We start from the raw sequence: 12,710 nt of genomic DNA on the forward strand, positions 1-12,710 counted from the left end.
CTGCCGCGGGCCCAGATCACTGGCTTCTGTGACCCGCCGCGAGGCTTCGGCGCGGCTGATCAGCGTGGCCTCGGCGATCGCGTGGGACAGCGTGCCGCCGAGCTCTTCTGGCGTGGCTTGGCGGGCCAGGGAATTGATCACCGGATGCTCGATGGACGGCAGTTGGCGGCGCACCTTCTCGCAGCGCTCCAGCAGCACCAGCTGTTGCTGGACGCTCATCGCGTCAACCGGTAACGCGCGAGCGCGGGCCAAGACTGAGTCAAGGTCGTCGAACACCGCGACGGCCTCGTCATCACCACCCGAACTCATGAGCCCCAAACTAGCCACCCCCACCGACAAAAAGCGGTCTGAAATCGCCATAGATGCACACTCGCGCAAAAGATTTAGAGAATCTCCTGTGCGAATGATCGCCATAGATGCACACTCGGCAGTAGCGTCCGAAATCTGGCCCCTCTCGGGGCCGCCCCGAGGAGGCGTGACCACACGAACGCTGGCCTGCGTGATTAGAGGGCCTAGGCCCCTCTTCACAGCAGCCGCCCGGCAGGAACATACACGCAACGGGCAACGAAGGAACGGCGGACGTGACACTCGGTGCGGGTACGGCCCACGCCGTCTGCTCCACCGACACCGGCGGCAACCAGCCACCCGAGTGCGCACCGCCCGAAGGACCCGCGGGCTGCTACACCTCACATATCTGCAGCCAGAGATCCAGGGACAGCCGCCGGGGTTGCGGCTGCCGCCGAACACCGGCGTCTGCCCGCCCTTTGGCCCGGATGTGTCCGTGAATTACAGCGTCTCGTCCAGCTCGCCGAGCCGGTCGGTCAACCGCAAGTTCTCCGAGTAGTCGACCGGGCAGGCGATCACCGAGACGCCGTCGTCGTCGAGCGCGGCACGCAGTGTGGGTAACAGTTCCTCGGCGCTGTTGATCCGATATCCCTTGGCGCCGAAGCTTTCCGCGTACTTCACCACGTCGGGGTTGCCGAACTTCACGTAGTAGTGCGCGCCGAGCTCGAGGTCCATCTTCCACTCGATCAGCCCGTAACCGCCGTCCTCCCAGATCAGCACCACCAGCGGTATCCGCTCGCGGACGGCGGTCTCGATCTCCTGCGAGTTCATCAGGAACGCGCCGTCGCCGACGACGGCCAGCACCTTCGTGTCGGGCCGTGCCAGCTTCACACCGAGCGCGCCGGGTAGGGCAAAACCCATGGTGGACAACCCGTTCGACACCAGGCAGGTGTTGCACTCATACGTCGGGTAGAGCCGCGCCATCCACATCTTGGTCGCGCCGGTGTCGACCAGGACCACGTCGCTGCGCCCCAGCGCCGCGCGCGTGTCGGCGACCACCCGTGCCGGGGCCAGCGGGTAGCGCGAATCCTGTTGCCCGCGCGAGAATTCCTCTTCGAGCAGGCCGTGGCCGGGAACCTCCGGATCGGCCTCGTAGGCGTGGCCGTCCAGCCCGACGGTCAACGCGTCCAGCGAGGCGCTGATGTCGCCGATGATCCCGACGTCCACCGAATAGTGCGCGTCGACCTCGGCCGGGAACCGGTGGATGTGGATGATCTTCTTGTCGGCCTGCGGGTTGATCCGGACGGGGTCGAACTCCTGCAACTCGTAGCCGACGGCGATCACCACGTCGGCGTTGTCGAAGCCGAAGTTCACGTAGTCGTGCCGCATGAAGCCGATGGTTCCGATGCTGTTGGGATGGTCGTCGGGCATCACGCCCTTGCCGTGGAAGGTGTTGGCCACCGGGATGCCGAACTGCTCCGAGAACCGGACCAGCGCCGCCGTGGCGTTGCCGCGGGCGGCGCCGTGCCCGGCCAGCACCACCGGCCGCTTGGCCTTGCGCAGGGTGTCGACCGCACGCTCCACCTGGCCGGGCGCGGGCGCATCCGGGCGAACGACGTTGCGCGGCAACGGTGTCAGGTCGTAGTCGGTCTCGTCGGCGTCGATGTGCTCGGGCACCGCGAGATAGACCGCGGCCGGGCGTTCGGTCTCGGCGACCTTGAACGCCTTGCGGAACATCTCCGGGATGGCCCGCGCGGTGGGGACGCCGGCGGCCCACCGGGTGATGGGCGCGAACATCGACACCAGGTCGACGTACTGGTGTGACTCCTTGAACTCCCGGTCGTGACCCACCTGCGCGGAGATCGCGACCAGCGGGGTGCTGTTGGTGGTGGCGTCGGCCACGCCGAGTTGCATGTTGATCGCGCCCGGCCCCAGGGTGCTCGACACCACCGCCGCCCGCCCGGTGACCCGCCCGTACATCTCGGCCATGAAGGCCGCGCCCTGCTCGTGCCGGGTCAGCACATAGCGGATGCTCGAGGCGGCCAGCGCCTGCACGAAGCGGATGTTCTCCTCTCCCGGCAGGCCGAAGACCACGGAAACACCCTCGTTTTCCAGGCACTTGACCATCAGCTCGGCGGCTTTACTCATCCGGCACCTCCCTCGAGGGAACGATAGTGGCAGGCTGGATGTTGGACCTTTCACCAACCCCGAAGCGAAGGATGTCAGCGTGCCCATCGCGACCATCAACCCGGCCACCGGCGAGACAGTAAAAACCTTCACCCCGGCAACCGACGAAGAAGTCGACGCGGCCATCGCCCGCGCGTACGCCCGGTTCCAGGACTACCGCCATAACACCATCTTTGCCCAGCGCGCGCAGTGGGCAAACGCGACCGCCGACCTGTTGGAGAAAGAGGCCGACGACGTCGCCGCGATGATGACGTGCGAGATGGGCAAGACGCTGAAGTCGGCCAAGGCCGAAGTACTCAAGTGCGCCAAGGGCTTTCGCTACTACGCCGAGAACGCCGAAAAGCTGCTGGCCGACGAGCCGGCCGACGCGGCCAAGGTCGGCGCGTCCAAGGCATACATCCGCTACCAGCCCCTCGGCGTGGTCCTGGCCGTGATGCCGTGGAACTTCCCGCTCTGGCAGGCCGTCCGGTTCGCCGCGCCGGCGCTGATGGCCGGCAACGTCGGCATCCTCAAGCACGCCTCCAACGTGCCGCAGACCGCGCTCTACCTCGCCGACGTCATCGCGCGCGGCGGCTTCCCGGAGGGCTGCTTCCAGACGCTGCTCGTCTCGTCCAGCGCGGTCGAGCGCATCCTGCGCGACCCCCGCGTCGCCGCGGCGACCCTGACCGGCAGCGAGCCGGCCGGGCAGTCGGTCGCCGCCATCGCCGGCGACGAGATCAAACCCACCGTGCTCGAGCTCGGCGGCAGCGACCCGTTCATCGTGATGCCGTCGGCGGACCTGGACGAGGCCGTCAAGACCGCGGTCACCGCGCGGGTGCAGAACAACGGGCAGTCCTGCATCGCCGCCAAGCGCTTCATCGTCCACACCGACATCTACGACGCGTTCGTCGACAAGTTCGTGGAGCGGATGGCGGCGCTCAAGGTCGGCGACCCCACCGACCCCGAGACCGACGTGGGCCCGCTGGCCACCGAGTCCGGTCGCGACGACATCGCCAAGCAGGTCGACGATGCCGTCGCGGCGGGCGCGACGCTGCGCACCGGCGGCAAGCCGCTCGACGGGCCGGGCTGGTTCTACCCGCCGACGGTGATCACCGACATCACCAAGGACATGGCGCTCTACACCGAGGAGGTGTTCGGCCCGGTCGCGTCGATGTACCGGGCCGAGAGCATCGACGAGGCCATCGAGATCGCCAACGCCACCACGTTCGGGCTGGGCTCCAACGCCTGGACGCGAGACGAGGCCGAACAGCAGCGCTTCATCGACGACATCGAGGCCGGCCAGGTCTTCATCAACGGGATGACGGTGTCCTACCCGGAGTTGGGCTTCGGCGGCGTCAAGCGCTCCGGCTACGGCCGCGAGCTCGCGGGCCACGGGATCCGCGAGTTCTGCAACGCCAAGACCGTCTGGGTCGGGTAGTGGCGATCGCAAGCGCGGCGTAGCCGGGCGCTGGGGCACGCCCCCAGGGGGTACCCCCACCCGCTTGCGGGGGACGGGTCGCCACCAACGGGGGTGAGACCGACACCGGGGACGCGGCCGGCGGCAGCAAGGTCGGGTAGCCGCGTCAGGCCGACGCGGCCGCCAGGGCCCTCTCGTCCTCGTCGGCGAAGGTGTCCTCCAGGTGCAGCGGCGAGTAGTCGAGGTCGATCTCGGCGACCGGCCGCCCGCGGGCGCTGGAGATGGTGCCGAAGCGCCGCATGCCCTTGTCGGACGCGTACTGCATGAACTCGTCCACCGACAGGCCGAACGGCATCGGGTCATACAGGGTGAAGCCCTCCTCGATGAGGCGCAGCCCCAGCGGCATCAGCTCGTTCATCCGGGTCTCGAAGACGCCCCAGTTGGCGTCGTCGGCGGCGACGTGGCGGCGGCAGGTGAACGTCCCCCACGCCATGTGGCGCCGCTCGTCGTCGCCGATGCGCCGGACCAGTTCCTGCATGCCGGGCAGGATGCCGCGCTCCACGCAGATCTTGTGCCAACCGAAGTAACCGGTGAGCGCCAGCATGCCCTCGACCATGTGGTTGTAGGTGACCGACGCCCGCACCTGGGCGGCCGGCGACGGGTCCACCGACAGCGCGTTGAGGCAGTCCGGCAATTCCTCGTAGAAGATCGTCCGGTAGGTGGGGATGGCGTCGAGGTAGCGGTGCAGGTCGTCGGTGACCCCGACCGCGTCGAGCCACATGCGGAACACCTGGACGTGCTTGGCCTCCTCGAATGCGAACTGCGTCAGGTACATCTCGTCGCCGAGCCGGCCCTCGGCCCGCATCGCGGACATGAACGGCTGAATGTCCTCGGTCACGGCTTCCTCGCCGGCGATGAACTCCGCGCACAGCCGGATGGCGTAGTCGCGTTCGTCGTCGGTCAAGGTCTCCCAGTCGGCGCGATCGCGGGAGAAGTCGATGTCGGCCGGATCCCAGAATTTCGCGTTGCCGCCGGCGAACAGCCGCAGCGGCAGGCTGTCCCAGTTGAGGCCCCCTCGAACCATCGAGCCCGAATGTGTGCGTGTCATGTGACCTCCTCGGATCGTTGTGGGGCTGAGCGCACGGGCGGCTGGGCGTGCGTAGGCGCCGCGAAGGCGGCCGCCAGCACCGCGACGAGCCGGCGCACGGCGAGCGCCGGCTGCTCCGGTGTGTGTTCGTCGAGCCCGAGAACGGGATCCAGACCGCGCATGTACGGCGCGAGTGCCAGGTGCGGAAAGATCAAGAGCAGCAACGACAACAGCGCATCGGTGTCGGAATCGGCGCGCAGGTCGCCGCGCGCCTTCGCGTCGCGCACGAGCGGCCGCATCACCTCGAGGTAGTGGCGGTGAATGACGTTCTGCACACTGACGCGGGCCTCGGTGTCGACCTCGAGCGTCGCCGCCGCGTGCAGCGCGCGTTCGTGCGGGTGGTCGGCGAAGTAGGCCACCCACGCATCGAGCCAGTCGGTGAGGAAGTCGAAGAACGGCCGGCTCGGGTCCAGCTCGCGGATGCGGTCTTCCATGTAGGCGCGCACCCGCTGGCTGCCGATGTCGGCGATGAAGGCGTACAGGTCGCGCTTGTCCGCAAAGTATTGGAACAGGCTGCCTTTGGCGACGCCGGCCCGGCGTGCGATGACGTTGAGGCTGCCGCGGGAGAACCCGTGCGCCCCGAATTCCTGTTCGGCGGCGTCGATGATGGCGGCGCGACGACCGGGGTCGACCCGGGCCCAAGTCACCGTTGGCAAATGCGGCCTCCTAGCAATCGATGACCACTGGTCATATTACGGTGATCTGCATCACAGTCAAGGGGCCGGCGGGCACGGCCCGCGCAGGCCGGCCTAGGGCCGCATCTCGTACGCGCCGTTGAGCGGAAGGATGTGCTCCTTCCAGATCTGGGCGTACCGCGAGGGGTCGTGGGCCGGGCGGCGGATCATCCGCGTCGCGAACCGGGCCTGGTCGTCCGTCGTCGCGGGCTTGTCGCTCAACTCCACCGCGTAGCCGTTGAAGTCGCGGACCAGCACGGCGAAGATCCCGTCGATCAGCGTCTCGTCCACGTCCGACAGCGCGGCCTCCTCGAGGATGAGCTGCGCGTAGGGCACCGTCGCGAACAACTGGCCCACGGCGAACGCGAAGTCGACGTCCTTCTGCTGCGCGGCGTCGGGGGTCGCGCTGGCCAACATGTCGGCGAGCACGTCGATCTGCTTGCGCAGCAACGCGACGTTGGGCAGGTGCGCGTACCCGTCGAACATCGCGCGCCAGTCGTGGAAGCGCACCTTGCCCAGCCCGCCGGTCGGACCCTGCGCGAACAGGAAGGTGTCGTCCGACGCATCGTCGCGGCGGCCGATGATCGGCAACTCGCTGGTGGGGGCGAACAGGAAGTTGGGCATGAACTTGCCGAGCAGCCCGATGTTGATGTGCACCGTGCCCTCCAGCCTTGGCAACAAACCGATCTCGCGGGTGACGGCCTCGAAGAAGGTGTCCTTCTCGACGCCCTTCGCGGCGATGACGTCCCAGAGCGCGATGACGACCCGCTCCCCCTCGCTGGTGACCTTCCCCTTCGTGAGCGGGCTGTACAGCAGGTAACGCCGGTCGTCGGCCGACGCGCTGCGCATGTAGTCGCAGGCGCGGGTGGTCACCAGCCGCATCGCGACCAGCCGCAGGTAAGCGTCGGTGAGCAGCCGCCGGACATGGGTGAAGTCGGTGACGACGGTGCCGTAGAGGACGCGGTTGGAGGCGTGGGTGACCGCCTCGTACATGGCGTGGGTGCACATGCCGACGGCGCCCCAGCCCAGGTTGTACTTGCAGACGTTGACGGTGTTGAGGGCGGCGTGGAAGGCCTCGGGGCCGCGGTGCAGGATGTCGGCCTCGCTGACCGGGTAGTCGCGCAGCGCGTAGTTGGCCACGTAATTCTGCGAGTTCACCACGTTCTTGATCAGGTCGTACCGATCGTGCTGGGAGTCGGCGGCGAAGAACACGTACTCGTCGGTGCCGGCGATCTTGCCGAAGGTCGACACCATCCGCGCCACGTTGGCGTTGCCGATGTAGTACTTCTCGCCGCTCGCGGTCCAGCCCCCGAGACCAGCCTCGTCGGAGGGCGTCAGGATCATGTCGGTCTGGTAGACGTCGGCGCCGTGGGTCTGCTCGGACAGCCCGAAGGCGAACACCTCCCCGGCCTCCAGTTGAGCGGCGGCCTTGCGCTTGGCGTCGGAGTTGCCGCTCATCCAGATCGGGCCCAGGCCCAGCGCGGTGACCTGGAAGGGGTACCAGTAGCTCAGCCCGTAGAAGCCCACGATCTCGGCGAACTCGCTGATCCGGTAAGTGTCCCAGCGGCAATCGCTGGCACCGTACTCCGACGGTGTCAGCAGCGACGCGAAGATGCGCTCGCGTCCGATGTGGTCCAAAAACTCGGAATACCACACCCGTTCGTGGTCGTCGGACTTCAACCGCGCCTTGCCCCGCGATTCGAAGAAGTCCACCGTCGCGGCCATGATCTCCGCCGAGCGCCGGTCTGGGTATTGACGTTGCAGGTGGTTGGGATTGAGCAACATGACGCGACTCCCGCGGGTTCCGGTTCGGACGAGGGTGACGGTACTGCAACCTCGGGCGCGCCGGAATAAATCGGCACTGTTGTGCGACCACCGAGTCGACCTAGCATCAGTCTCGTGTCAGAACTCAATACCGCCCGCGGCCCCATCGATACCGCCGACCTCGGTGTGACGCTCATGCACGAGCACGTGTTCATCATGACCACCGAGATCGCCCTGAACTATCCCGAAGCCTGGGGCGACGAGGAACGGCGGGTCGCCGACGCCATCGACCGGCTCAACGAACTGAAGGCCCGCGGCGTGGACACCATCGTGGACCTCACCGTGGTCGGGCTGGGCCGCTACATCCCCCGCATCGCGCGCGTCGCGGCGGCCACCGAGTTGAATATCGTTGTGGCGACCGGGCTTTACACCTACAACGACGTGCCGTTCCGGTTCCATTACGAGGGCCCGGGAGGGTTGCTGGACGGCCCCGAGATCATGACCGAGATGTTCGTCCGCGACATCGAGCAGGGCATCGCCGACACCGGCATCAAGGCCGGCATCCTCAAGTGCGCCACCGACGAACCCGGCATCACACCGGGCGTCGAGCGGGTGCTGCGGGCCGTCGCCCAGGCACACAAGCGCACCGGGGTGCCGATCTCCACGCACACGCACGCGGGGCTGCGCCGCGGGCTCGAGCAACAACGCATCTTCTCCGAGGAGGGGGTCGACCTGAGCCGGGTGGTCATCGGCCACTCGGGTGACAGCACCGACGTCGGCTACCTCGAGGAGCTCATCGCCGCGGGTTCGTATCTGGGGATGGACCGGTTCGGCCTGGACGTGATCTCGCCGTTCGAGGAGCGGGTCAAGATCGTGGCGACGATGTGCGAGCGCGGGCACGCCGACAAGATGGTGCTCTCGCACGACGCCAACTGCTACTTCGACGCGCTCCCCGAAGACCTGGTGCCCCAGATGGCGCCGAATTGGCATTACCTGCACATCCACAACGACGTCATCCCCGCCCTCAAAGAACGCGGCGTCACCGACGAGCAACTGCACACGATGCTGGTCGACAACCCGCGCCGCATCTTCGAGCGGCAGGGCGCATATGAGTGAGCCGGTCCCGCCGATCGGCACCCAGATCGCGGCGCTGGCCGAACTCGCGCCCGACGAGGCCGCCGTCACCTGTGACGGGCTCACCCTCACCCGCGCGGAGCTCGACGCCTCGACGAACCGGTTGGCCCGCGCCTACGCGGAGCGCGGCGTCGGGGTCGGCGACTACGTGACCATGGTGCTGCCCAACTCCGTCGAGTGGATCCAGGCCGCAGTGGCGTGCTGGAAGCTGGGCGCGGTCCCCCAGCCACTGTCGGCGCGGTTGCCGGACGCGGAGCTGCGGGGCCTGCTGGACCTGCGACCGCCCGCCCTGCTGGTCGGCCGCGAGCATCCCCAAATACCCAGTCTTCCGGCCGGTTTCACGCCCGGCCCGGAGCATTCCGACGCGGCGCTGCCGGAGGCGGTGTCGCCGGTGTGGAAGGCGATGGGATCCGGCGGCAGCACCGGCCGGCCCAAGCTCATCGAATCCGGCGGCGACAGCCGGATACCGGCCGCCATCGGATATCCGCTCGGCGCGCAGGAGGGCGACACGACACTGGTGCCGATTCCGTTGTCGCACAACACCGGTTTCACCACCGCGACGCTCGCGCTGCTGATGCGCCACCACCTGGTCCTGATGAGCCGGTTCGACCCGGAGCGGTTCCTGCGGCTGATCACCGATCATCGCGTCACCTTCCTGACGACGGTGCCCACGATCATGCAGCGGGCGCTGCCCGTGTATCACGCCGACCCGAAGTCCTACGACCTCTCGTCGATCCGGCGCTTCTGGCACATGGGCGCCCCATGCCCGCCCGCCGTCAAGCAGGCGTGGATCGACCTGCTGGCCCCGGAGAAGGTGTGGGAACTCTACGGCGGCACCGAGTTACAGGCGCTCACCTTCATCTCCGGGGACCAGTGGCTGACCCACCGCGGATCGGTGGGGGTGGTGGTCGCCGGGGAGATGAAGGTGCTCGACGACGATGGCAACCCCTGCCCGCCCGGCGTGGTCGGCGAGATCTTCATGCGCCCGGCCCCGGGCAGCGCGCCGACCTACCGCTACGTCGGCGTCGAGGCGAAGAGCCGGGATGGCTGGGACTCCCTGGGCGACCTCGGCCACTTCGACGCCGACGGGTTCCTGTACCTGTCCGATCGTCGGGTCGACATGTTCACCGTCGGCGGCCGCAACGTCTACCCGGCCGAGATCGAGAACGCACTCTCGGCACACCCCGACGTGCTGTCCTGCCTCGTCGTCGGTGTTCCGGATGACGATCTGGGTCAGGTGCCCTACGCGCTGGTGCACACCGCCGACGGGTCCACCCTCGACGCAGAGGGCGTGAAAGAGTTTCTGCGCGAACACCTTTCACCGTACAAGTTGCCGCCCTCCCCCGATTTCATCGAGTTTGTCGACGCTCCCCTGCGTGACGACGCCGGCAAGGCCCGGCGGTCGGCCGTGCGCGCCGAGATCATCGCGCGGCTGCGGGCGCCCGAGCCGGCCTGACGCCCACCAACGATCCTCCAAGGCCGCGGCCGCACCATCGGGTTACGTCTCCGAGTCGACCGGCTAAGGCGCGATCGCGTCGGCCTCGGCGTCGACGGCATCCGGCGTTTCGTCCGGCTTCTCCCGTTTCTCCCAGCGCCGCAACGCTTCCCGGCAGGGTGACTCGACCAGCCCGTAGCTGACCGCGGCGATCGCCCACCCGAAGATCAGCGTGAGCACCAGCACCGACGGCATCCGGCCGGTGAACGCGAAAGTTCCGAGCACCGGGAACACCATGGCCAGCGCGGCCAGGTGCCACACGAACAGGCCGTAGGACCATCGCCCCAGCGTCACCGTGGCGGTGCTGCCCAGCAACCGGTGCGGGGTGTCGACCCGGTCCAGCACCAGCGGGGCGACCAGCGCGAGCGCCACCAGCGAGCCCGCCGCCGTCTTCACGGCGAACTGGGTGGCCGTGCCGGGAATCAGGCCCTCCGGTCCGGCCAGCGGGGACGCCGCCAGCAGGTAGGCCAGCACGGCGACGACACCCATCGCCACGCGCCGGCGCGCCCACCGGTGCGGCACACCGATCGGGTCGTGCACCCATTCGGCCAGCAGCATGCCGGCGGCGAACCAGGAGAAGAAGGCCGGCGGCCAGTTGAGCGGGTTGGTGCCGGATCCCGTGTGGATGGGCGCCCAGCCCCAGGCCCAGCTCAGCGCGGCCAGGGCGGCGATGGCCGGCACCCGCGCGCCGACCGGCAGCCGCCGGGCCAACAACGCCAGGATCGGCAGCGCGAGGTAGAAGCTGACCTCGACGGAAAGGCTCCACATCTGGGTCAGCCCGCCGGTCAGGGTGAGCGGCACATAGATCTGGGTCAGGGTCAGGTTCGCCAGCCACACCGTCGGGCTGGCGTGATCCGCGTCGGGCAGCAGCGTCAGGATCACGACGACCGCCACCACATAGGCGGGCATGATGCGCACCACCCGGGACCGCAGATAGTGGCCGGTGCGCGGGCGCGGCGCCAGGCCGCGCGCCGCCGCCGCGTGGCCGCGCCACAACAGGAAGCCCGACAACGCGAAGAACACCGCGACGGCCAGATCGAAGCGGCCGAACAGCCGGCCGGTGACGCCGCTGGAGTGCCCGGTCTGGAAGGCGACGTGCGTGACGACCACACCCATGGCCGCGCACGCGCGCATCCCCTCCACCGCGGGCAGGAAGCTGCGAACGCCGCCCGCACGCTGGCCATCCGTCACCCCCACAGTCTGCATCTGATGGGCCGGCAGAACGAATGGGTACACCCGAAGGACCCGCGTGCGACGGCGACAGGTTCGCAAGCCGCGGGCTTACGTTCGGCTGTTAGGGTCAAACGGGTTTGCGGCTGACGGCGCAAGAGAGCACTAGGAGGGCACAGCAACGTGAACCGAGCAGTCATGTTGCGGTTCGCCGCATGCGGGGTCATCGGACTCGGAGCCGCCCTGCTGATCGCCGCGCTGCTGTTGTCGACGTACACCACCAGCAGGATCACCAAGGTCCCGCTCGACATCGATACCACGCTGATCAGCGACGGCACCGGAACCGCGCTCGACTCCGCCTCGTTGTCGACCGATCACGTCGTCGTCAACCAGAACGTGCCGCTGGTGTCCCAGCAGCAGATCAGCGTCGAATCGCCCGCCAACGCCGACGTCGTCACGCTGCAGGTCGGCAGCTCGGTGCGGCGCACCGACAAGCAGAAGGACAGCGGCCTGCTGCTGGCGATCGTCGACACCGTCACCCTCAACCGCAAGACGGCGATGTCGGTCTCCGACGACACCCACGCCGGCGGCTCGGTCCAGAAGCCGCGCGCCTTCGGCGACGAGAACCCGCCCACGGCGATGCCGCTGCGGCACGACGGCCTGGCCTATCGGTTCCCGTTCCACACCGAGAAGAAGACGTACCCCTACTTCGATCCGATCGCCCAGAAGGCGTTCGACGTCAACTACGACAGCCAGGACGACGTCAACGGTCTGACCACCTATAAGTTCACCCAGAACGTCGGCTACAACGCCGAGGGCAAGCTGGTGGCACCGGTGCCCTACCCGTCGCTGTACGCCGACCAGGCGACGGACTCCAAGTTCACCGCCTCGGCGGCGATGTGGGGCCTGCAAGGCGGCGACCCCAACGAGCAGATCACCATGACCCGCTACTACGCGGCGCAGCGCACCTTCTGGGTGGACCCGGTGTCGGGCACCATCGTCAAGGAGACCGAGCACGCCAACCACTACTTCGCCCGTGACCCGATGAAGCCGGAGCTGACGCTGGCCGACTACAAGGTCACGTCCAACCAGGACACGGTCGAATCGCAGGTCAACGCCGCCCGCGACGAGCGCGACCGGCTGGCGCTGTGGTCGCGGGTGCTGCCGATCACCTTCACCGCGGTCGGGTTGATCGCGCTGGTCGGCGGTGGGGTGCTCGCCTCGTTCAGCCTGCGCACCGAGAGCGCGCTGACCGATCCCGGCCTGGACCGGGGTGACCAGGACTTCTTCGGCCGCAGTGGGCTCGAGGAGCCGGTGCCCGGCGCCGAGGCCGAGACCGAGAAGCTGCCCACGCAGCGCCCCACGTCGCGCGATGATCCCGACGCGCCCACCCTGGGTGCCGACGAGCCGCCCGACTCCGGGCCGCCCGAGCCCACCGGTCCACCCGAACGGGAATAG

Annotated in this window: 9 protein-coding genes and 1 pseudogene; 4 read left to right on the plus strand and 6 right to left on the minus strand. The window is 68.3% G+C overall.

Annotation, left to right across the window (positions count from 1 at the left end; translation table 11 throughout):
- Positions 1 to 309 (minus strand): DUF222 domain-containing protein (locus AWC03_RS25760; RefSeq protein ID WP_142278525.1); only part of this gene is annotated, 309 nt, incomplete at its 3' end.
- Positions 310 to 786: 477 nt separating this feature from the next.
- The gene (locus AWC03_RS25765) at positions 787 to 2,433 is read right to left on the minus strand and encodes an acetolactate synthase large subunit (RefSeq protein WP_085243534.1); all 1,647 of its coding nucleotides are present in this window, start codon (positions 2,431 to 2,433) and stop codon (positions 787 to 789) included.
- 79 nt (positions 2,434 to 2,512) lie between these two features.
- On the opposite strand from AWC03_RS25765, the gene AWC03_RS25770 reads away from it, so the two are divergent.
- Positions 2,513 to 3,889 (plus strand): NADP-dependent succinic semialdehyde dehydrogenase, encoded by a 1,377-nt coding sequence (locus AWC03_RS25770; RefSeq protein WP_085243535.1) that lies wholly within the window; start codon positions 2,513 to 2,515, stop codon positions 3,887 to 3,889.
- 145 nt (positions 3,890 to 4,034) lie between these two features.
- On the opposite strand, the gene AWC03_RS25775 is transcribed toward AWC03_RS25770, so the two are convergent.
- The 3 genes from AWC03_RS25775 to AWC03_RS25785 all read right to left on the minus strand — a co-directional run bounded on the left by AWC03_RS25775 (position 4,035) and on the right by AWC03_RS25785 (position 7,474).
- The gene (locus tag AWC03_RS25775) at positions 4,035 to 4,976 is read right to left on the minus strand and encodes a R2-like ligand-binding oxidase (RefSeq protein ID WP_085243536.1); all 942 of its coding nucleotides are present in this window, start codon (positions 4,974 to 4,976) and stop codon (positions 4,035 to 4,037) included.
- Entirely contained in the window at positions 4,973 to 5,671 is a 699-nt protein-coding gene (locus AWC03_RS25780; RefSeq protein ID WP_085243537.1) for a TetR/AcrR family transcriptional regulator, read from the minus strand. The genes AWC03_RS25775 and AWC03_RS25780 overlap by 4 nt, the downstream gene beginning before the upstream one ends.
- Before the next feature lie 93 nt (positions 5,672 to 5,764).
- The gene (locus tag AWC03_RS25785; RefSeq protein WP_085243538.1) at positions 5,765 to 7,474 is read right to left on the minus strand and encodes an acyl-CoA dehydrogenase family protein; all 1,710 of its coding nucleotides are present in this window, start codon (positions 7,472 to 7,474) and stop codon (positions 5,765 to 5,767) included.
- A 114-nt stretch (positions 7,475 to 7,588) separates the two neighbouring features.
- Between AWC03_RS25785 and AWC03_RS25790 the strand changes: the two genes are divergently transcribed.
- Positions 7,589 to 8,569 carry a phosphotriesterase family protein gene (locus tag AWC03_RS25790; protein ID WP_085243539.1) on the plus strand — a complete coding sequence of 327 codons (981 nt, stop codon included), beginning with the start codon at positions 7,589 to 7,591 and terminating at the stop codon, positions 8,567 to 8,569.
- Positions 8,562 to 10,043 (plus strand): AMP-binding protein, encoded by a 1,482-nt coding sequence (locus tag AWC03_RS25795; protein WP_085243540.1) that lies wholly within the window; start codon positions 8,562 to 8,564, stop codon positions 10,041 to 10,043. The genes AWC03_RS25790 and AWC03_RS25795 overlap by 8 nt, the downstream gene beginning before the upstream one ends.
- A 63-nt stretch (positions 10,044 to 10,106) precedes the next feature.
- Here AWC03_RS25795 and AWC03_RS25800 read toward each other — a convergent pair.
- Positions 10,107 to 11,346 (minus strand): annotated as a pseudogene (locus tag AWC03_RS25800) (acyltransferase family protein).
- Positions 11,347 to 11,435: 89 nt separating this feature from the next.
- On the opposite strand from AWC03_RS25800, the gene pgfA reads away from it, so the two are divergent.
- Positions 11,436 to 12,710, plus strand: a complete 1,275-nt coding sequence (gene pgfA / locus AWC03_RS25805; protein WP_158090006.1) for a cell envelope lipid trafficking protein PgfA — start codon at positions 11,436 to 11,438, stop codon at positions 12,708 to 12,710.

The sequence above is a fragment of the Mycobacterium europaeum genome, assembly GCF_002102155.1.
Lineage (GTDB): Bacteria > Actinomycetota > Actinomycetes > Mycobacteriales > Mycobacteriaceae > Mycobacterium > Mycobacterium europaeum.

Coding starts and splice junctions, on each gene's coding strand:
- AWC03_RS25785 (WP_085243538.1), bottom strand. CDS start 7,474: ATGTTGCTCAATCCCAACCACCTGCAACGTCAATACCCAGACCGGCGC.
- AWC03_RS25775 (WP_085243536.1), bottom strand. CDS start 4,976: ATGACACGCACACATTCGGGCTCGATGGTTCGAGGGGGCCTCAACTGG.
- AWC03_RS25765 (WP_085243534.1), bottom strand. CDS start 2,433: ATGAGTAAAGCCGCCGAGCTGATGGTCAAGTGCCTGGAAAACGAGGGT.
- AWC03_RS25795 (WP_085243540.1), top strand. CDS start 8,562: ATGAGTGAGCCGGTCCCGCCGATCGGCACCCAGATCGCGGCGCTGGCC.